This window comes from Clostridium sp. (assembly GCF_050717515.1).
Lineage (GTDB): Bacteria > Bacillota > Clostridia > Clostridiales > Clostridiaceae > Clostridium_AD.
In genome coordinates, this window is the sequence record NZ_JBOITL010000038.1 from 44,122 (window position 1) to 65,532 (window position 21,411).

General features: G+C 29.4%; 19 protein-coding genes and 1 pseudogene. 1 reads left to right on the top strand and 19 read right to left on the bottom strand.

Annotated elements, in window-relative coordinates; genetic code table 11:
* Positions 1-660: 660 nt before the first annotated feature.
* Positions 661-1,239, top strand: coding sequence for an L-2-amino-thiazoline-4-carboxylic acid hydrolase (locus tag ACREV6_RS21865; protein WP_431580164.1), 579 nt, complete (start codon positions 661-663; stop codon positions 1,237-1,239).
* 81 nt (positions 1,240-1,320) lie between these two features.
* Here the strand turns inward: ACREV6_RS21865 and ACREV6_RS21870 are convergent, their stop codons facing one another.
* From ACREV6_RS21870 to ACREV6_RS21960, 19 genes and pseudogenes are all read right to left on the bottom strand, one after another.
* Positions 1,321-2,133: a creatininase family protein gene (locus ACREV6_RS21870; RefSeq protein ID WP_431580165.1), complete on the bottom strand. Its 813-nt coding sequence runs from the start codon at positions 2,131-2,133 to the stop codon at positions 1,321-1,323.
* A gap of 232 nt (positions 2,134-2,365) precedes the next feature.
* Entirely contained in the window at positions 2,366-2,869 is a 504-nt protein-coding gene (locus ACREV6_RS21875; protein ID WP_431580166.1) for a GNAT family N-acetyltransferase, read from the bottom strand.
* Positions 2,870-3,204: 335 nt separating this feature from the next.
* Entirely contained in the window at positions 3,205-4,539 is a 1,335-nt protein-coding gene (locus tag ACREV6_RS21880; protein WP_431580167.1) for a tetratricopeptide repeat protein, read from the bottom strand.
* A gap of 37 nt (positions 4,540-4,576) precedes the next feature.
* Positions 4,577-6,772, bottom strand: coding sequence for a CHAT domain-containing protein (locus ACREV6_RS21885; protein WP_431580168.1), 2,196 nt, complete (start codon positions 6,770-6,772; stop codon positions 4,577-4,579).
* A 1,182-nt stretch (positions 6,773-7,954) separates the two neighbouring features.
* A complete protein-coding gene (locus ACREV6_RS21890) occupies positions 7,955-9,046 on the bottom strand; it encodes a radical SAM protein (protein WP_431580169.1) in 1,092 nt (363 codons plus the stop codon).
* 22 nt (positions 9,047-9,068) lie between these two features.
* The gene (locus tag ACREV6_RS21895; protein ID WP_431580170.1) at positions 9,069-9,413 is read right to left on the bottom strand and encodes a hypothetical protein; all 345 of its coding nucleotides are present in this window, start codon (positions 9,411-9,413) and stop codon (positions 9,069-9,071) included.
* A gap of 23 nt (positions 9,414-9,436) precedes the next feature.
* Complete coding sequence (locus tag ACREV6_RS21900) at positions 9,437-10,246, bottom strand: ABC transporter permease (RefSeq protein ID WP_431580171.1); 810 nt, start codon at positions 10,244-10,246, stop codon at positions 9,437-9,439.
* A gap of 3 nt (positions 10,247-10,249) precedes the next feature.
* Positions 10,250-11,038 (bottom strand): ABC transporter permease, encoded by a 789-nt coding sequence (locus ACREV6_RS21905; RefSeq protein ID WP_431580172.1) that lies wholly within the window; start codon positions 11,036-11,038, stop codon positions 10,250-10,252.
* On the bottom strand, positions 11,035-12,039 hold the full coding sequence (locus ACREV6_RS21910) for an ABC transporter ATP-binding protein (RefSeq protein ID WP_431580173.1): 1,005 nt from the start codon (positions 12,037-12,039) through the stop codon (positions 11,035-11,037). Before ACREV6_RS21910 ends, ACREV6_RS21905 begins: the two co-directional genes overlap by 4 nt.
* Entirely contained in the window at positions 12,014-13,042 is a 1,029-nt protein-coding gene (locus ACREV6_RS21915) for an ABC transporter ATP-binding protein (RefSeq protein WP_431580174.1), read from the bottom strand. The genes ACREV6_RS21910 and ACREV6_RS21915 overlap by 26 nt, the downstream gene beginning before the upstream one ends.
* 135 nt (positions 13,043-13,177) lie before the next feature.
* On the bottom strand, positions 13,178-14,008 hold the full coding sequence (locus ACREV6_RS21920; protein WP_431580175.1) for a sensor histidine kinase: 831 nt from the start codon (positions 14,006-14,008) through the stop codon (positions 13,178-13,180).
* A 4-nt stretch (positions 14,009-14,012) separates the two neighbouring features.
* Positions 14,013-14,726 (bottom strand): LytR/AlgR family response regulator transcription factor, encoded by a 714-nt coding sequence (locus tag ACREV6_RS21925; protein ID WP_431580176.1) that lies wholly within the window; start codon positions 14,724-14,726, stop codon positions 14,013-14,015.
* A gap of 111 nt (positions 14,727-14,837) precedes the next feature.
* On the bottom strand, positions 14,838-15,659 hold the full coding sequence (locus ACREV6_RS21930) for a GNAT family N-acetyltransferase (protein ID WP_431580177.1): 822 nt from the start codon (positions 15,657-15,659) through the stop codon (positions 14,838-14,840).
* A 413-nt stretch (positions 15,660-16,072) separates the two neighbouring features.
* A complete protein-coding gene (locus ACREV6_RS21935; RefSeq protein WP_431580178.1) occupies positions 16,073-16,219 on the bottom strand; it encodes a hypothetical protein in 147 nt (48 codons plus the stop codon).
* 594 nt (positions 16,220-16,813) lie between these two features.
* Positions 16,814-17,368 carry a Type 1 glutamine amidotransferase-like domain-containing protein gene (locus ACREV6_RS21940; protein WP_431580179.1) on the bottom strand — a complete coding sequence of 185 codons (555 nt, stop codon included), beginning with the start codon at positions 17,366-17,368 and terminating at the stop codon, positions 16,814-16,816.
* A gap of 46 nt (positions 17,369-17,414) precedes the next feature.
* Entirely contained in the window at positions 17,415-17,588 is a 174-nt protein-coding gene (locus ACREV6_RS21945) for a hypothetical protein (RefSeq protein ID WP_164947650.1), read from the bottom strand.
* Between the two features lie 490 nt (positions 17,589-18,078).
* Positions 18,079-19,194: a GNAT family N-acetyltransferase gene (locus tag ACREV6_RS21950; protein ID WP_431580180.1), complete on the bottom strand. Its 1,116-nt coding sequence runs from the start codon at positions 19,192-19,194 to the stop codon at positions 18,079-18,081.
* A gap of 100 nt (positions 19,195-19,294) precedes the next feature.
* Positions 19,295-19,804: pseudogene (gene rsgA, locus ACREV6_RS21955) on the bottom strand (ribosome small subunit-dependent GTPase A); the annotation flags it as partial.
* Between the two features lie 569 nt (positions 19,805-20,373).
* Positions 20,374-21,411: group II intron reverse transcriptase (locus tag ACREV6_RS21960; RefSeq protein ID WP_431580181.1), on the bottom strand; the 1,038-nt coding region annotated here is incomplete at its 5' end.

Below are 21,411 nucleotides of genomic sequence, written 5' to 3' on the forward strand. Positions count from 1 at the left end.
AGTTTAAAAAGCTTACCACTTACGTAGTTACAATCCTTGCAAGCATATATCATTTTATAACATTCTAAACATTTCTGAAACTAATGTGTTAAAATTGTGGGAAAATAAAAAAATAACAGGTTTTACATTGCTGTAAAGCCTGCTATATCAACGTTTACGTTTTGGTGACTCCTAGGGGAATTGAACCCCTGATTCGTTAAATTGCTTGTTATAACTTTCTGTAACCTACTATAATATAGATGCACCCTCTTTTTGAAGCCTATATCATTTTATAACATTCTAAAGCTTTCTAACACTTGTGTGTTAAAAATGTGTTAAATTATTTTTTTCAATAGCCATATGGTACTTATATATACCAGTACTTTCAATCGTATACCATTTTATAACATTCTAAAGTACAAATCTCTGATATCCCTACACTTATGAATTTATTATTCATTTTTCCAGCTTCACATCATAAGAATAATGGGCAGTTAAATAAGTAGCTAGAGTTTTACCTTATTTCCCATAAAATGAACCACTCTTTGTTTGAAAAAATTAGAGTAGCAAACTTATTTTCTATATATATATTATACCATAAAAATCCATGTATTACCAGTCTGTGATTTGACTTTTTAATATGTTACAATCTAATAAATACCGCTTATAGGAGGATTAGTTATGGAGGCTCATATTATTGAGAATGAAGTCAAAAGTCTTTTCTGTCATGAACTGTACAATTTTCAGGTAAAACGAGCAACAAAAATAGTTGAACATTTGACAACTGCTTTGGGCGATGATGTTGTTAAATCAATTCAGGAAATCAATGTCGATTGGAAAGAACCACTTAAAATGTATATGGAAAATACAGTTATGATTATTGAAAAACTTAAAGAACTGTATGGGGATAAAGTGATAGAAATTCTTAAAGAACACACCGCAAATGATGCATTAAAGCGTGGTCAGGATATGTCTGCAAATACAGGCGATACTCTTGATGATTTTTTAAAAATCTTTGGTAAAGGAAAACTTGTTTGTAAAAGTCAATCTGAAGCAGTTTTAAGGTGTGAAGGGTGTTTAGTATCAAAGGTCGCAAGAGAACTTGGTGTTGAAAACATTATGTACTACCTTCACTGTTATGGAGACCCTTATTATGCAAAAGGTATTAACCCAAATATATCATGTAAACATAATAAAACATTCATGCAAGGTGATGATTGTTGTGAATACCTAATAACTATGAAGGTCAATAAGGACTAATACTCTCTAATACTATTAAAGTATGAACATTTTTAAGGGTTAGGGTAGCATAACCCTTAATGTATGCACTTCGTATTATGCCTATACTATTCGTCTTAGTATTGCTTCAGATATTCTATAAGCATAATCATCAACATTTTTTTGAACTTCAACATATTCAAAATCAGCAGGAGAACCTAAATAGCCTTGGGATGAAAGTTCTTTTATGTGACCGCCGAACAACCACGCTTCACCACTGCTGTCATCTAAGGTAATCGGAGGTAAAGACTTTGCTTTTTCAACATCAACCAGAGTTGGATAGAACTCATATATCATGGCTGTTTCAATATCTCCACCATGCACATCAGAGACTTCTGCCTTACTTACATTAATTGTTTGTGGTTTTATCGGGCATAAATAGGGTTCGTCCAACTTTAGTCCAAAGTGCGGAAACCTACCCTCATCAAAAGCATAACAAGCATTGATATGAAGTTGCTCATGGGCTTCCCTAAATGCTTCTATTATCGCAATGTTATGCTCAATATCTCCATGTGTATTAACACCAAAAACATTGTTGAAACCAAACTCTGACAGTGATAATAAAATATCTGAAATTAATGCTTTCGCAGTCTCTTTTCGTACATGGAAAGAACCTATAAAGCCACCTGTTGATTGGCAAACACCCCAATAAAAGGGTGGGGCAATAACAACTATATGTCCCTTTGCTTCAAGTTTTTCTTTTATGGTGAGGCAGTATATATGAGCAGTGTAAATATCTGTTCCTAAACATAATTGCGGGCCATGCTCTTCAATTACTCCTATGGGCAATAAGACAAGTGCATTTTTATCAACGTAATTTTGTATTTCAGTCCACTTCATATTTGCCATTGTGTCTTTGAAAATTTCATTAATCATAAAAAATCTCTCCTTTACAGTTTATAAATATTATTAATTTCACACTTTTATATTAGTTTGACACAACTCTTTAACTGAGAAATGTCTTCAGATATTGGTAATATGCCCTAACCCTATCAAGTTCTTCATATCTTTTGGACTTCCCATTATAAGGATAATAGGAATATGGCTAATAGCCATCATATTTCTATTTCTTAATATACTTTGATACACAATTCAAGAAGTTTACGAACTAATCTTTACTTACAACTTGAACAATTTGTTTCTCACCATTCTTTTTAAAATATTTGTAAACCTGCATACCAATCTTCTCAGCAACCTTTTGTGATGGAATATTTCGTACTGTGGTATATGAAAATACTTCATGATAATGTAAAACTTTAAATGCATATTCCTTACAGGCAAGAGCAGATTCCGTTGCAAATCCCTTATTACAATAGTCCTTAATGATATGAAAACCAATTTCTGGTACAGTTTCATCACCAATGTTTTGCATTGTTATGCCACAATCTCCAATAAATATCTGACCTTCTTTTAATATTACAGCCCATAGTCCGTGTTTATATTTTTTATAATTTTCAATATTCCATTGAATCCACCTTTCTACCTCTTCTTCACTGAACGGATTTGGATAGAATTTCATAGATTCAGGGTTAGAAAGGACTTTCATTAAATCTTTTTTATCATCAATTAGTAATTCCCTCAGATACAATCTTTCTGTCTCAATAATTTTCATAATGTTCCTTTCAATTATAAATTTTTCAAACATGTACGCATTATTTTACTAGAAGGTCATATACATATTTTCCTATAACTTTCTTTTTTTGAACTTCTCATTATAAGAATAATGTGAAGTTTAATTCTACTCAAAAACCTCACATTACCTGTGATAGAGTTCACTATACATTATTCCAAATTTTATTAAGTATTTAACTAGTTATCTCAACTTACCATTATTCGCCTAATGGGCATAGTTACAACATTTCTAATTTTAAAAATAATGGGTAGTTAATGCTCTAGGCTTTTATAATTTGCTTTATATAAGATTACTAGCAATTAGTTATCATTATTTTAATAATGATTTAGTTTATCATCCAATAAATCTACTACTTTACCAAATGATAAAGTTTTAAACATATCAAAATAACCTATATTTGAATTGATAATGTTTAAGTTAAGCCTTGCCTCCTTTAAAAGAGGACTAAATTTCAGAGCTTTTTCAAAATTCATGATAGACTTATCTTTATCCTTAAAAATAACACTCCCATATATTAACCCCAATATATTGTGTATCTCACCTTTATCTTTTATTGTAACCTTTAGAGCACTTTCAAAGAACATAACCGCTTTATCATATTCTCTATACACCTCTAAATATAATTCTCCCATATTTATAAATGGTACTGGATTATCCTTTGAATACTTCATAGCAAGTTCAAGATATTCCTTGGCTTTAGAATAGTCATGTAGCTTTTCCTTATATATTGCTCCAATATTATTCAATACTTCACTATCGTAAGGTGCTACTTCACTAGCCTTAAATAAATATTTTAGGCTTTCTTCATAGTTTTCATATTCCTCTGTATATAAATTGCCAATATTATATAAGACATTTAAGTTTCTAGGATCTTTTTGCAACACCAAAAGATATTTTTTTTCTGCAGCATTAAATTCACCAAGTTTCTCATATATTAATGCTATCGTATTATTAAATTCAAACTCTTCTTCGTATTGTTCAACTATATAACTAAAAATTTCCTTTGCTAATTCTAAATGTCCTCTATTATATTCAATATGTGCTTTTAATATAATGCCCTCCTTGTGGCCTTTATTAATATTTAACCATTTAATTAGCTTAAACTCTTGCTCAGTATAGTTTTTTTCATTATATATATTCATAATTTCGTTAAAATTTATCTCACTATCATTTATAAGTGCATTATTTGATCTGGTTTGCAATTCAACCATTCTGCTCAACTGCTCGTTAAAATGGGTGATATGTTTATTCATTTGATGCTGTTCACATATATGTTCTTTTTCTGCCAATAATTTACTCAATTGAAAATCACTTTTCATCTCCTTCCTTAATAAAAACATAAAATCAAGTATTACTTCATTACTGGCATATTTAGTGCTAACATAAGGACTATTATTGAAACTTTCGACAGAAACATTTTCCTCTTGAAAATTAAATGAATTGATAATTAAATCTATATTTTCCTGCCTTATTAAAAAGCTGTTATTCTTATCTCCATATTCATCTCCGTACTTTTCATTAAAATTTCTAACTGCACATTCATATGCATTATTAATTTTATATTCTAAATCTTCTTTTGTAATATAACTAAATATGCCATTTCCTGTTACTCCTGTAAAAACGCTTATTAATCCGTCAATAATACCCATATTCTCCTCCAAGTTGATGTTTTTTTCTAATTGTTCATTACTTAAAAAATGCAGATGAACCCCAAAATATTAATTCATTCATTTCTTGCGAACATCTATTTAGTCTCTGTACGATTTCTGAATTTTCTTCATATTTCAAAGTGATTTTAAAAAATTCTTCAATTGCTTTGTTTCCATCATTCATTTGCTTTCTAGTATTATTAATAGCCTTACCCCAATCATTATTACATAATATATTATGTGATAGAATTGCACCAAAAACAGAAGCTGCAAAACTATCTATAGGCCACAAATGTCCAATAACAGATTGAAACTGATTAGATAAACTAGCACCAAATCCAACAAAATTCATACCCGAACTTCTAACTGAAGAACAGCCACTCTCGCAAGCATTTATTACAAGTAATCGCCTCTGATCTGTATGTGGTATTAAATCTATTAATTCATTTATTGCTATGGGTTTATCTTTAGAAATATACAAACAGGAATTTGATGGATTGTCAAAATCAAAGTTTCCATGACACATTAACCAAATCATATCATAATTTCCATCTTTATATTTTTCACAAAACAATTCATATGAACACTCTTCGCCAATAAATATATTAGCATTGACGCCTTCACAATTAATAAGATTATTCTCAATTAATTCCTTTTCAATAATTGTAGATGGTAATGAACAATCAGGATCACACCAAATAAGAATATTCTTTATAACCCTTTGTTCTTTTGGATTGCCTGAAACTAGCGTCGATATAGATTTATCCCAATGTATTCCAATTAGAGATTCCATGGGTACATTAACCCAAGGTATTTCAATAATATTAATTTTGCTAATATCTTTTATTAATTTTATTTTTTCTACTATTTCACTTATACAATAGAATTGTTCTAAATTTTCATTATATGTATTTGCCAAATTCTCATTTGAATATCCGTTATAATTAAAGTTTTCATCTGAATTTTCGCCAGTTATTACAGTCCAATTACCCTCAAAATCATTTTTACTGTCGATTAATTTACGCAAAGATATTTTCTTAGGAAATTCTAAAAGAATACATTTATTATTGAGGTAAATTAGGTATGTTATCATATCAGTTTTAAAATTGCTAAAAATAATTAATAGAATTTCCTCACTCTTAAAATTTCCTTCTATATTGTGCGGATAAGTTCTCCATATATATGCGCATTCGGCGGCAAACTCATGCTCATTATGTTCAATAGAGAACAAAATACATTTATTAATGATTACACTCATTTTTTGTTTTTGAAATCCCCTAATGGTTGAGTCGGATATTGTGTTCTCTAAATATTTTAGATATTCTATGATTATATTTTTAATTTTTGTTTTTTTAAAATTAGACTCATTTAATAAAATTGTTGATTCTAAAACCACCCGACTTTCTATATTTGTACTTTTTAAATCATCTAAAATATTTACACCGTTAACTGCCCACTTTATTTTTATCTCATTACTTATTGTATTAACGCTATGTAATGTGTAACATATTTGAAGCGCACCTTCTTTATTTCTTGAAACCTCAATATAGTATTGATCTGTTAATGTATCAGTTATCTCATGCATTTCTTGATTATTATGTGGATTAAAAAGACTACAAGCAAAACATAAATATCCTATATCCCCATTTATAGCTTCTCTCCCAATTTTTAACCATTTTTTCGTACTCTTGTATATTCCATAACATTCTTCATAATTATGTCCCAAAATTCTACCTAAATAAAAGTAACAACTACAGACTTCCATAATTACTCTACGTGCTTGTGGTATTGTTTCAATTCCTAGTTTCCAAATTGAATAAGTTATTCCTTTGTCTAATTCTAAACCTTTTTCCCTATAATTTGGCCTAATCCCTTTCATAAGATAATCCCATGACAAACCGAATATACCCAGCATAGCTAATAACCATGCTATATTATAATAATTCTCCAATGTAAAAAAATACTGGGCTATGAAGTCCTTTTCATCTTTATCATGCACATTAATATACCAATAGTTCATCAATGACACAATTTGTTCAGTTATTTCAATCTGAATTTTGTATTCTTCAGTAGGCATAATGTTTAATAATTCATTACTAGCAGATTCTAGCGCATATAAATTATCAACGTTAATTCCATGTATTTCTATATATTCACATGATTTATATGCTACCTCACTTCTTTCTCTACTATATTTGCTTAAATTCAACAAATTTTTCTTAAGTTTCTTCATAATTGATACCATTTATTATCACTCACTTTCTGAGATAAACATAGTTTAATATACACTTATTTTTAATTAATAAAAATATAATGATTTTTGTATAGCAAATAATTAAAATAGTTACAAGAACTTTCAACTTCCCATTTTAGACATAATACTTGTAAATACTTCTAAAACATTCTACTAAGATTCTTTCTGCATTCTTCTATCATATTCCTTCTAAATTTGTATAATAAATCAAAATAACTCGTTATTTACTAAACAATCCATCTTAACCTTCCTTTAATATTGTGAAAAAACAAAAAAAACACCGATATCTAACCGATGTTTTTTGTCCAAGCAAATCTATTTAAATTATTTAATGCAAGATTTTAATAACAAGAGTTTAAAAAGCTTACCATTTACATATCTTGCTTTTAGTTCTTGAATATTCATAGATAAATTCAATCTTTTAGCAATTTCAAACACAGCAATCCATAAGCCATCGTTATGACTAGGACGCCTCCATATATTTACCCAATGTCATTTGAGATAATAGCTGTTATTCTTGTTTTAAAATATTCACAAAAATAAAGAGCACTTCTGCTCCATAAAACTAATTTCACAAATCCTTAGTAAGTTCGATCAATTGCTTTCTATAACTTTCTTTATTATGCTGTATCTTATGCATATCGACTCTTTTAAGCGTATATCTTTTTATAACATTCTAAAGCTTTCTACCACTTGTGTGGCAAAGTTGTGGGAAAATAAAAATATAGCAGGCTTTACATTGCTGTAAAGCCTGCTATATCAACGTTTACGTTTTGGTGACTCCTAGGGGAATTGAACCCCTGAGTCGTTAAATTGCCTTTTATAACTTTCTGCAATCTGCTATAACTTATGTATATCAACCCCTCCAAGGGTATAACAGTTTATAACATTCTAAAGCTTTCTAACACTTATGTGGGAAAAGTGTGGGAAAATAAATGGAAAAACCGTAATAACTTCTCTTTGCATTATAAGAATAATTAGAAGTTGTAATTATAATAAAATAATTAACTTTACTTGCGATAAGGTTCAGCATATTACTACTAAGTTCGGTTTTTTTATTATTTAAATCTATAATATCTATACATTTATCTTTATATATTTATACAGTGTAATATTGTCTTTTACCACCAGCATTGACATTGTTATTCCACTCTCACTTTATTACACTCCTAACAATTCTTTAACAACCTCTTCTTTTTCAAATAATAGACATCCTCCATCATGTTCTCCTAGTAACAGCTCATTATTTTTAAGTTTTTTAAATAATGGTGATTTTAAAGCTTCTTTTAAACTACATTCTTTTAAATTAACATCTGAATATGGTGAAAATGGACATGGTTCTGCTCCACCATTAGCATTTATATGAAAAAAACCTCTTCCAGCAGCTAAACATCCACCTGAATATTTCTCATCACCGGGGAATGATAAAAACACCATATTTTCAAATATTTTTCTTAGTTCTTCTACATTTTCTTCTAATATTAACCGATCTTTATCAGTAGGTGCAATATTTCTAGTAGATTTAGTTACTGGAACATATTCTGCAAATAATAATACTCTTGTTCCTTTATTATAAAGCTCCTGTACAAACTCTTTACTTGTAACAGTCATTATATTTCCAGTTGTTACAGTTACAGAACCCCCAAATAAAATTCCTTTTTTATTTAAACTATCCATTGAAGTCATTATTAAATTATAAGTTCCTATCCCCCTTCTGCCATCAGTTTGATCCCTATCACCTTCAATACTTATCATTGGCACAAGATTTCTGTTTTTATCAAATAAATTTATATAACTTTCATCTATCATAGTTCCATTTGTGAAAATCGTAAAAACTATTTCTTTAACAGAAGAAGCTTTTTCAATAACTCCTCTCCTCATTAACGGTTCTCCCCCTAATAATAATACAAATGAAATTCCAAGCTCCTTCGCTTCATTAAATATGTCTCCCCATCTTTCTTCTGATATCTCACTACCTTTTAAGTTATCTCCACATGATTTATTAGCTCTTGCATAACAACCCTTACAATATAAATTGCAATTAGTAGCAATACTTCCCATTAAAAATGGTGGTATATGCCCGCCTTTACTTTCTACGATATCTCTTTTATTTTTTGCACTCTTTACTGCTAACATATATTTTATTAGAAATGCAGATTCCTTTGGATTTTTTATAGATGATTTCAAAACATTTTTTACTATATTTTCAATACCCTTACTCATATATTCAGATAAATCAAATGCTTTGTTCATTACTTAACTCCTTCAAAACTCTTTATTTTAAAAATAAATCTAGTTGAATATCAATAAGCCTATCTCTTTCTTGTTTACTCATAATATTAATTTTACTAAACGCTTTAAATTCATCTGCTCTGTAAAATACTAATTGCATAAATGAAATTAATTGATATGAAATAATTTTGCACTCTTCATCACTTTTACTGCCTTGAAAGCATTCTTTAACTAAAGGAAGTATTTCAATAACTTGAGTAAATTCTTCCTTTAATAAATTATAAGGCATCATTTCCTTTGTATATTTTTTATAATCAACAACTATATCACTAATACGAGATAAAAAATCTCTGAGTTTCTTTCTTGGTGCTTTAACACTATTTTTCATATCTTGAAAATAAGTAACTGTAATCAATTTCCTGTGCTCTTATAATATCGCAAACTATATCTCCAAAAAATGTATGATAGCAAATATAAGATAATCCCAATAAACGGTGCAATATACATATAAACTAATGGATAGTTTGCCATATCTTCTTTTCTTAATAGAAATTGTGCTGGAAAATAGTTTACAAAAGCAAACGGAACTACATACATAATGAGCCATTGAATAATTTTATGAAAAATACTAATTGGATAGCCTGCAAATTTTCTCATATTCCAGTAAAACATTTCTTTTAAATTATCAGTTTTAATAAGATAAAAATTAAGGGAAGCAAACAATAAAAATATTGCGCCTTGAATTAGAACACCCCCTATTACTGCTAATACGTAATATATTACTGTTTCAAGATTCCATACAATTCCCACTTTATTGGCTGAAATGATAAATAATGTGATACCTAAAAACCCATGTCCTATAGCTGCAAACCAATCAGAATTACTTGCGATAACTTGAAATAGCAACCCTCTAGGACGTAATATTAACCTATCAAAGCTACCATTTTGAATTGTGCCTCCAAAATCTCTAAGTCCTGTAAAGAATATAATTAATATTCCATAGGTTATGAATAATAGACTAAATAAAAATATCATTTCATCTATATACCACCCATTAATATTACCGAATTTAAGCAAGGTAAAATAGATAACAATAATTCCTGTCGCTTCTCTTAAGAATACAGCAAGTGAACGAAGAATGGCGTCAACCTTATACTGAAACCAGGATTTTATTGTTGTTTTGGTATAGTATAAGAACATAGATAAATTATCATTTTTCATTCTTTAGCCTCCCTGTACAATCAGTTTCTTTTGTCCACATCTCCACATTACGTCACCAATTATATAGAGAATGCCTATCCAAATTATTTGACGTCCAAAATTGAATAAAATATCACCATTTTGCATATCACCAAGATAAAGTCTAACAGGAGTAAAATAAATAGAATCGAAAGGAGTAAATCTAATTATCCTCATTACACTTTTAGGCATAAACCAAAGTGGTAACATAGCTCCAGAAAATACGTTAACAAAAACGTTCTTTATTGTAGCAAGACTCCATACATTTATAAGCCAAAATGATGTCATTTGAACAATAAAGCTAATTTGCCATAATACAAAGAATCCTAAAATTGTACTTACAACAAATAAAATTAATGCAAGCAAGTTTGTTGGCTTTTCTATTTCAACAAAACACCTGGCAATAATAAAGGCTGGTAAGAAATTAAAAGTGAGCCTAAAAATAATATTTCCTAGGTTTTCGGCAAGTAGTCTAATCTTAAAATTAACTGGTTTTAAAAATTCATTTACTATTGAACCATCTCCAATCTTTCGCTGTACAAAGAGATCATCAATTTGAAAAGCATTAGATAAACCTAAGGATAAAATGAAATTAGTTGTTACCATAGAAAATGTAATTCCATCAATCTCAGTTGCAGTGCCATAAAGACTCCTATAAATACACCAAAATATAAAAAATTGCAAACAAGTGTTGATGATTCCTATAATATAATCAAATCTATATACCATATTGTTAGAAAATTTCTTTCTTGCAAATTCTACGTATGCTCTCATCTGATATCTATGCTCCCCTCATAGATTTGTCTAACTATTCCTTCAATTTCAGGTTCTACAATAGATAAATCTTTTACATTATATTTAGTAAGTAAGTCTGTCATTAATTCGTTAATATGCACCTTAGAATTTTCAAATATAAATCTTTTTTTTCGCCCATCAAGCTCATTTAACTCTTTAATTACAACATCTTTTATTGGTTCCATAATAAAGTGGCTTCCAAACTCTACATCAATCTCTCTTGATGTTCCGTATTTCTCTTTTATCCCTGCCAGACTACCATCATAGAGCTTTTCTCCTTTATCAATGATAATTAAGCGATTACAAGTCTTTTCTATATCCTGCATATCATGAGTAGTAAAAATCATGGTAATACCTTGACTTTCATTTAAATAACGGATAAACTCTCGAATCTTCTCTTTACCTACAACATCAAGTCCTATAGTAGGTTCATCAAAAAACACAATTTTAGGAGAGTGAAGTAAAGCTGCTACAATATCTGCACGCATTCTTTGACCAAGTGAAAGTTGACGCACAGGTTGATTAATAAATCCACTCATATCAAGTAGCTCTGTGAATTTATTTAAATTTTCATTATACCTATGATTAGGTATTCGATATATGTGTTTGATAAGTTCAAAACTATCTATTACAGGCAAATCCCAAGCAAGTTGAGACTTTTGCCCAAATACAACCCCAATATTAGATACATATTCCTTCCTTTGTTTATAGGGAATAAATCCTGCAATATTTATTTCTCCACTATCAGGATATAGAATGCCTGATAGCATTTTAATTGTTGTTGATTTTCCAGCTCCGTTTGGCCCTATAAACCCAACCATTTCCCCTTCATTTATACAAAAACTAATATTATTTACAGCCTTTTTATACTCATATTTTGGCATAAATGCATTAACAAGCATACTTGGAATTCCTTTTGACCTTTTGCTTATTTTAAAGGTCTTACTTATTCCCTTAACTTGAATTAATGGTTTCTCCATTATTTCCACCCCTTTGAATACTCTGTGCTGGTATTTTCTCATACATTGCACGAACTATATCGTTTAAATTTGGCTCATACATTTTAATGCTTTTAATATGGCACTGTTTTACTATATGATTTAAAATTATAGATGAATTAATAATTTTATTATCATAGGTAATTGATATACCATTCTTCTCAATTTTATATTTTTTGATAGGTAAATCTTCCAAATCAGGAAACCTCATATTATCAATTTCTAGCTGCATTGTGTGTTCTAAAGCAAATACAGCCTTCATTCTTTTTATATCACCGTTGTAAACCATCCCTCCCTTATCAATAACCATTACTCTTGAGCAGATTTTTTCAATATCTGTTACATTATGAGTTGTAAGAATAACTGTTGTCTTTCGAAGCTTGTTTACTTCATATATAAAATTAAGAATACTTTCTTTAGCGATAACATCTAACCCAATTGTGGGTTCATCTAAATAGAGAATTTTAGGGTTATGCAGATTAGCACAAGCAAAATCTGCCCTCATTCTTTGACCTAAAGAAAGCTTATCAACAGGTTTATATAAAATATTATCCAAATCTAAAATATCACAGAATAATTGCATATTTTCTTTGTACTGTTTATCTGAAATTTTATACATATGCTTCATCATTTGAAAGGACTCAATAACTGGCATCTCCTTCCAAAGTTGAGTTCGGTGTCCAAAAACAGCTCCTATTTGTTTTACATTCTTAATATGATTCTTATAAGGATCCATGCCATTTACTCTTACAATTCCCCTTGTAGGAAGTAAAATACCTGTTAACATATTTATTGTGGTAGATTTACCTGCTCCATTAGGTCCAATAAAGCCAACAATTTCGCCTTGTGATATATGAAAAGAAAGGTTATTTACAACTTGCTTTACCTCATATTCTCGTTTAAAAATATGTTTGATTGCATTTTTTTTACTCTCTTCTTTTTTTAAAACCTTATATTCTTTACACAAATTTTTTACTGTAATCATAAATACCACCTTGCATATTATCCTTTCGGACCTATTTTTAATTATAGTTAAATTTAAATCCCATAGTCAACGACTATGGGATAAACAACACCCTATTAGGTATGAACAACCATGTGCTTTTATTCACTAGAACAATCATGTTTGTTCTAATCTTTCAGATAGAACCATTACATATACACAAAACATGCCATCCTCTTCATAAAAGTCTATCATTCCATCATATTTTTCTACTATACTTTTTATTTGCTTTATTCCATATCCATGTTTTCCATTAGAAGTTTTTGAAGATATAAATTTAGGATTCCTCTCTAAAACTGATTCATTAACTCTATTTTTAATTAAAATAGTGTCGTATGCTCTTTTCCTAAGAATATTCACATGTATTTCCCTATTTGAAGTTATAATACTTGCCTCAATTGCATTATCAAATAAATTACTGAGCAGAGAAGAAAAATCTACACTTCCCATTATTTCAAATGGAATATTCTCAATTTCAGCTTTAACATCTATACCATTTTGCTTAGCATATTCTAACTTTGTATTTATGATATAGTTGAGAATAGAATTACCTGTTTCAATATAGGTATAAATTTGATTTAACTTGTCTAATATTAATGATAAATACTCTTTTGCTTCATCATATTTATTCCCATTAAGAAAAGAGGTTATAACTAAAATATGATTCTTCATATCATGTTTTAACCGTCTAGTTTTCTCATTCAATTTCTGTATTTCCTCACTTTGATCCTTTTCTCTTTTGTAATCTTCATTAAGCAACTGATATTCTAATTGGTATTGCATGCTTTTCCCTATCACTTCAATATACTCTCTATCAAGAGTCTCATATTTGATTTTATACTGTTTTCTTTTTCTATGTTCTAATAAATACAATATTATAAATACCATTGCTACAATAAACATAATTAAAGCTATACCTATGTTAACTGAAAGACTAAATAATTCCATCCTATTACCTCATATACTTCATTAACAGTTTTCTGACATTTTCACGGTTACTTCTTCCTATAGGCAAAAGGCCAACCTTTGATAGTTCAACTTCATTGTATCGAATTGCATATACAAATCGTTGGTTTATCAAATAACCCCTATGTATTCTAATAAATCCCTTAGTAGAAAGTTGTTTTTCTAACACCCCTAGGGATTCTCTATAATAATAAGTAGCTGTTGTAGTAAAAACATTAACGTAGTTTGAATCTGCTTCAAAATACATAATCTCTGATATCTTAATTCTAATGAGCTCATTATTCATCTTTATTGATATTGTATCTTGTCTATCTTTCAATACATTAACTGCATTAGAAATAACCACTTCAATTTCTTCACTAAAATAATTTTTTCTAATAAATCCAAAAGGGTGATATTGAAAAGATTGATACACTAATGCTTCATAGTTTGTTACGAAAATCAAAAGAGTTTTAGAGCCTTGATTTAACAGATAGTCAGCAACTTCCATTCCGCTATGTTTAGGCATATCTATATCTAGGAACAAAATATCTATGTTGGTCTCACTTATATGTTCTAATAATGATTTGGCATCCTGTGTAATATAATACTCCACAAAAATATTTAGTTTTGAAAATATAGCCTTAATTATATCAGATAAATCTTCTAGTATCTTAGGTTCATCATCACAAATTACAATATGATACATATCATTCTCCATTTCTAATGTTATATTATTTCTATGTCATTATCATCAAAAAAATATAAACAACTTATTTAACTGTCTGTCCAGTTTTAAGCTTTTATAATCAAATGTACCACGAAAATATCTCTACAGCTCAACCCAACAAACTTTATACTTATAATCAAATACTAAATCTTGATTTTGTGCAGTCTTTTTTGAAGCCTCATTGAATCCATCACAATCCCACAATATGCTATAGCCTTTTTCACTTGCATCATTTAATACTTTTCTCAAAAGCAAAGAAGCATATCCTAACCTACGAGAACTTGCTAGTGTATCAACTCCTAAAACATAATTTCCATCATATGCTGCTATCGAAATAATTTTACTTGCAATTTCATTATCTTTAATAACAGCAAATCCTATACCATTATCTAAATAACGATCTACGTTACCCCATGCCTTAGCAATTTCATCAAGAACATATGAAACATTGCTATATGCCATATGAAAAAAATCGGTATCAATACTTACAATAGAACACATATCCTGATTTTTCAAATCAACAGTTTTATATTCAACAACCTTATAATTGTATTGCCATCCCCATTCAATATTTTTATCATAAAAAACATTGTTCATCATTTCCAACAATTCTTCAGTATCTGCCGCATATTCAAACTCCTCTTTGCTTCTATCTTTCAAAAATGAATTCAACTCACTCTCAAAAAAAACTCTTAAGTCTTTATAGTGCTTAGCATCTAAAGGCTTTCCCATGAGCTGAAAACCCTCAAGATGCTCTCCCCATACAATTGCAAAACTAGGTTTTTCTAAAGAATCAACCCATATTTTTCCTTTATTTGTTCCATTTAGTATACTCATATATGTAGCACAACTTTTCGAACATCTTAATGATTCAATTAAATTTCTATCGCCTATATTTATTACTTCCCTCATTTTTTCATTCACTTCACAATCCCCTCAAAAAATAAGTATTCTCCTTGAACAATATTTACCTAAATCATTCATGAACTTAGATTCAATATTTTAATTGTAATATATATCCAAGATGCTTTGTTAAACACTTTTATAATTTATTTTATCCGCTGCACATTATAGACATAATACTCATAAATACTTCTAAAACATTCTACTAACAATCTTTCTGCATCCTTCTATCATATTCCTTCTAAATTTGTATAATAAATCAAAATAATCGTTATTTACTAAACAATCCCTCTTAACTTTTCTTTAATATTATGAAACAACAAAAAAAACACCGATATCTAACCGATGTTTTTTGTCCAAGCAAATCTATTTAAATTATTTAATGCAAGATTTTTATGACAAGAGGCTCATAAGCTTACCATTTATGTAGGTCTCTATTCATGGCTATATGACTCATTTACATATCTTGCTTTTAGTTCTTGAATATTCATAGATAAATTCAATCTTTTAGCAATTTCGACCACAGCAATCCATAGGCCATCGTTATGACTAGGCCCCTCCATATATTTACCCAATGTCATTTGAGATAATAGCTGATGTTCTTGTTTAAGTGATGTTTTAAAATATTCACAAAAATAAAGAGCACTTTTGCTCTATAAAACTAATTTCACAAATCCTTAGTAAGTTCGATCAATTGCTCTCTATAACTTTCTTTATTATGCTGTATCTTATGCATATCGACCCTTTTAAGCGTATATCTTTTTATAACATTCTAAAGTTTTCTAACACTTACGTGTTAAAAGAGTGTTAAAACAAAAATATAGCAAGCTTTACATTGCTGTAAAGCTTGCTATATCAACATTTATGTTTTGGTGACTCCTAGGGGAATTGAACCCCTGAGTCGTTAATTTGCCTTTTATAACTTTCTGCAATCTGCTATAACTTATGTATATCAACCCTTCCAAGGGTATAACATTTTATAACATTCTAAAGGTTTCTAACACTTATGTGGGAAAAGTGTGGGAAAATAAATGGAAAAACCGTAATAACTTCTCTTGGCATTATAAGAATAATGCCAAGCTGAAGTATATATAAAAAACGCAGACTTACTCCATTACTTTAGTAATCCTAACAGTTGTTTGTGTCGTCCATTATGAAAAACACGAATTATTCATCTACTCTATTATAATAATACTATTGTCTATAATTATTATGGCTTGATTATCCGTTAATTTAATATTAGGACAATCACTTGTATTTAAATATCCACATTCTGCGCCTTCTTCTGCATGAACATCGAGCGTGCAATTGATATAACCTAAATTTTCAGGTAGATTTTGTGATAAAGCAACACTGCCTGCACTTACTCCTACGTATACCCCGCCGTTATCTAAAAATTTTTTCAACGGAATATTAAATTTAGTTTCATTCATTTTGCTTAATAAATGTTCTGTAGTTCCACCACAAACATATATCGCATTATAATTACAAATTTCATCACAACTCATAATTCTATCTAAATCATATGTAACTATGTTATCTTCTAAAATACCAGCCTCTAAAAGGTCATTTTTACATATTGGAATCCACACCTTTGCGTCCTCTGTTATTGCAGCAGTTGGAATAAAAATAACTTTAATTTTAATATTAGGTACATTTACCAATGATAAAAATTTTTCTTCGATGTTTTTGTTAGTAAACCCAGTAGACGTTAAAATTATATTTTGCATAATTGAACCACCTTATATTTTAATATAATAATACGAAGGTTATGAATTAATTTTTATTATCCAATAGTTTCTGGCATAAGTACATTAAACATCCATTTATTATTGCAAGTATAATATAATTAATCAAATTATTTTTTAGTTTGATAACTTCAAATCCTATAAAAAATGTTAAGACAATACTCAAAAAATTTATTAATGCAAATAATTTATTCTTTTTCATATTTTATCCCCTTCATTCGTTAGATAGTGTTTGCTCCGTCTTATTTTACTATGTAGCCAGTTATGAAACATTTCATAACTAATAAAACATTCTACTAACAATCTTTCTGCATCCTTCTATCATATTCCTTCTAAATTTGTATAATAAATAAAAATAACTCGTTATTTACTAAACAATCCCTCTTAGCTTTTTTAATATTATGAAACAACAAAAAACACCGATATCTAACCGATGTTTTTGTCCAAGCAAATCTATTTAAATTATTTAATGCAAAATTTTAATGACAAAAATAAAGATCACTTCTGCTTCATAGAATTTTCAAAATCATCTTTATTATTGAAAAACACCTTGTAATACACTTTAAATAAATGTATATCTAACCAGTGAAGATTTCTTGTTGCTAAAGTTTCACCATTATACACAATGTTTGATTACTGCTTAGCTTTGATTAAAGTTCCAAGTATTAGATTTACTACAATTGTTTCATTAATTAAACCTCAGTTAAACATATTAAGATTTCCTTACTATCATGCTCTGTATAAACATGTGGATTATTAACGTGTGGTTCTATCCCATGCCACCCTTTTTCAATAGCTAGTCTATAATAATGCTTTGCTTGTTTTATCTCCCCACTTTTATAAAACATACATGCACAATTCCAATATAAACTTGGATCACCATCCCAATCCCAACCTTTATCAAGAGCTTGTGAATAACTCCATGCAGAACGTTTAAAATCAGCAGGTCCTATATTCAAATTTGTTTTTCCAAACATATAATAATTACCATTAATAAGCATATTATTTAATTTATTTGCCCAACCAAAAAACACTTCAAACTCTTTAAGAAGCTTAAATCCAACTGATTTAGCTGTTGCTATTGAACCAGCGTTATCAGTCCAGCATTGCCACCCTGTACGTTTCATACCCATATTTTTAGCGAGAGCAAGCGTAGCGTTAGCCATTTTACGCCCAAATCCTTGTTTTTGATATTTAGGATGTGTCTCAATTCCAATTTCACATTCATCTCCTACCACCCAGTCAGTTAAGCACCATCCAATAATCTTGTCATTCACAATAGCTACACATCCGAATCCTCTACTTAAAAAATCATCAACTGAAACCCATCCATCTAATATTTCATCAATAACCCAGTCAAGCCCAAGCAATTCTGTTTTAGTGAACAATTCTTTATCCAAAGAGTAAATACCCTCAGACAATACAGTTTCAACATTTAACATATCATTTGAAAATGTCATCCGCTTACTTTTCATTGGATTAAGACCATCAAACATAATGTTTAATTGGTTTTCGCAGTTATTATTTGGAGAATAGAATACAACATAATCTAATGCATCCTCTTCCTCATATTTCGGTAAAATATCAGCCTTGATTACAGTATTCATTTCTCTTGAAAATGCCTCATTTTTAAGTCCATCACTTAAAAAAATACCTTCTGGTGTTACTGCAACAGCAGATAACCTGTTTATATCAGCAAATATCCTTCCTTCCACATATCCATCAATTACACCTTTAATAGAAATATGATGTCTAAAGTCCTTAAAAAGATTTTCTACTTCACGAAATTCACTTTTATTTAATTCCATATATAATACCTCCAATATTTATTTATTTATTTATTTATTTATTTATTTATTTATTTATTTATGACCCCATTGATTCCTTTTTGCATATAGTTTTTGCTTTTTAAGCAAAGCCATATTTGGCCTTTCTTTTTAAATAAACCTCATACTGTTTTCTTCTAACATCAACTAGTTTTACTTCTGTATACTGCTTGTTGAAGCTATCCATTCGTTCTTGACTTATACTACCATCCTGAATAGCTTTTGTAATTGCACAACCTGGTTCTTTATCATGTTTACAATCATTAAATTTACATTCAAGGGCTATTTTAAATATATCCTTGAAGCTTTCCTCTAAAGCATCGCCATCTACCCATAGCTGTAACTCCTTTAATCCAGGTGTATAAATTACCATACATCCTGATTCATGGAAAAACAGTTGTGTTCCTGTAGTTGTATGTCTTCCTTTGCCTGTTGTATTACTAATAGCATTGTTTTTTTGTCTTTGTACTTGGATTAAATTGTTTACAATTGTTGACTTTCCAACTCCCGATGATCCTAAAAAAATAACAGTTTTCCCACGCATCATATGTTCCAAAAAAATATCCATCCCGATATTTTTAAGGGCACTAACTGAATATACGGTACCCTTAAAGTGACGATGTTTTAATTATACCTACAAATTGTTACATAAAAAATGGAAAGTTTTATTATAATAAAACTTTCCTATTAAAACATACAGTAAAGTTGGTTAGTCCTTTTTATAATATAGTTTGAGCAAAATTATATAAACAACTCATAACCACTTTTAAATTTTATAATAAAGTTTGATCAAAATGATTATTTAGATAACTTAACTTCTTTATTTTAATACTCCCTTTTGTATAGCATCGCCGCATACTCCACATGCCAATAATCATCTTATAATTCTATGGATAATAAGAAGTTAAAATTGTACTAAAATTTGTATATATTTTTGAACTCAAGTCTATTGTAGAGATAAACGTATTTTCTAATAATTTATTTAATAACGCTTTCAAATCGCTACTCCTTTAGGATGATAACTTCTATAATTGCAAATATGTTGCATCCCATAATATAACTGTCGGCTAAGTCAGAGGAATTACTCCCTCCTTCTCGCCTAAGAACTGTACGTGTCACTTTCGCGACATACAGCTCAAGCTCTCATTTATCCTATTGTCTTTATAATATTTCTGCAAGCCTTAGTTGCCTTATGATTTTGTAGCCCTTTTGTTTTTGCTGTTTTGTTGGAAGTTCACCTTCTAGCGGAAATATTTTATAATATTGTTTGTTACAATATCTATGTACCAATTGTAAATTGTTATATTTCCTTGTTCCGCCGTGTATCACTGGCACCTTTTCTTGTACTTCCAACCTTTCTGTAAAATCTGTAATACTCTTATTGCATATAGGGCATTTATAATTCTGTATTTTAGCCATTTTCTGTTTGCTTTTAACACAGTTTCTGTTAAATTCCTTTTCATCCCTACTATTGAAATATCCTTTAAGGCTACTATCATATGGAGTTGCTCTAAATTTAATGAGCCTATGCCTGACTATTGGTATCCATGACATTTTTGTGAGTTGCTTATTCTTTTTAGGGTCAGTCAGTATCCATTTGTTTTTGCTTTGTCCCGCTATATCTGGTTTGTAGTATCTATTTATTATCCAAGTCTTACTTTTCTTTGGATGCAAATATTTTAAAAACCTAAATGTACACCACCATATATGGTGGTCCATATATGAATATGAATGTTTCGCGACCCACGCCGACCAATAATTACCTACGCCCTTAATTATTGGATTAAGTTTGTTTATTACGGCACCAACATTTTTACCCTTCAACTTTTGTATTTCAGTTGAAATACTTTCTTTACTTTTCTTGATAGACTCCTTTGATGGTTTTATCAGCAGTTTTTCACCTTGACACGTTTGATACATTCTAACATTAAGGCCCAGAAAATTAAAACCTTCATCTATCGTTACCACTCTTGTTTTTTCTTTAGATAACTCCAGACCTCTTTTATCTAAATATGGTTTTAATAGTTCATAGACATCCTCTGCATCTTTTTGTGTATTGCACATTACCACAAAATCATCTGCATAAAACACTAATGTATATTTGGTTACGTTTGTATAACTTACAATTTTGCCATTGTTTTTTACAGGCTTGTACTTTATTCCAAGTATATCCTCCATACCCATTAATGCAATATTAGC

Bases quoted from the DNA above. Each gene is read 5' to 3' on its own strand.
- ACREV6_RS21865 (WP_431580164.1), top strand. From the start codon at position 661: ATGGAGGCTCATATTATTGAGAATGAAGTCAAAAGTCTTTTCTGTCAT.
- ACREV6_RS21870 (WP_431580165.1), bottom strand. From the start codon at position 2,133: ATGATTAATGAAATTTTCAAAGACACAATGGCAAATATGAAGTGGACT.
- ACREV6_RS21875 (WP_431580166.1), bottom strand. From the start codon at position 2,869: ATGAAAATTATTGAGACAGAAAGATTGTATCTGAGGGAATTACTAATT.
- ACREV6_RS21880 (WP_431580167.1), bottom strand. From the start codon at position 4,539: ATGGGTATTATTGACGGATTAATAAGCGTTTTTACAGGAGTAACAGGA.
- ACREV6_RS21885 (WP_431580168.1), bottom strand. From the start codon at position 6,772: ATGAAGAAACTTAAGAAAAATTTGTTGAATTTAAGCAAATATAGTAGA.
- ACREV6_RS21890 (WP_431580169.1), bottom strand. From the start codon at position 9,046: ATGAACAAAGCATTTGATTTATCTGAATATATGAGTAAGGGTATTGAA.
- ACREV6_RS21895 (WP_431580170.1), bottom strand. From the start codon at position 9,413: ATGAAAAATAGTGTTAAAGCACCAAGAAAGAAACTCAGAGATTTTTTA.
- ACREV6_RS21900 (WP_431580171.1), bottom strand. From the start codon at position 10,246: ATGAAAAATGATAATTTATCTATGTTCTTATACTATACCAAAACAACA.
- ACREV6_RS21905 (WP_431580172.1), bottom strand. From the start codon at position 11,038: ATGAGAGCATACGTAGAATTTGCAAGAAAGAAATTTTCTAACAATATG.
- ACREV6_RS21910 (WP_431580173.1), bottom strand. From the start codon at position 12,039: ATGGAGAAACCATTAATTCAAGTTAAGGGAATAAGTAAGACCTTTAAA.
- ACREV6_RS21915 (WP_431580174.1), bottom strand. From the start codon at position 13,042: ATGATTACAGTAAAAAATTTGTGTAAAGAATATAAGGTTTTAAAAAAA.
- ACREV6_RS21920 (WP_431580175.1), bottom strand. From the start codon at position 14,008: ATGGAATTATTTAGTCTTTCAGTTAACATAGGTATAGCTTTAATTATG.
- ACREV6_RS21925 (WP_431580176.1), bottom strand. From the start codon at position 14,726: ATGGAGAATGATATGTATCATATTGTAATTTGTGATGATGAACCTAAG.
- ACREV6_RS21935 (WP_431580178.1), bottom strand. From the start codon at position 16,219: ATGACATTGGGTAAATATATGGAGGGGCCTAGTCATAACGATGGCCTA.
- ACREV6_RS21940 (WP_431580179.1), bottom strand. From the start codon at position 17,368: ATGCAAAATATAATTTTAACGTCTACTGGGTTTACTAACAAAAACATC.
- ACREV6_RS21945 (WP_164947650.1), bottom strand. From the start codon at position 17,588: ATGAAAAAGAATAAATTATTTGCATTAATAAATTTTTTGAGTATTGTC.
- ACREV6_RS21950 (WP_431580180.1), bottom strand. From the start codon at position 19,194: ATGGAATTAAATAAAAGTGAATTTCGTGAAGTAGAAAATCTTTTTAAG.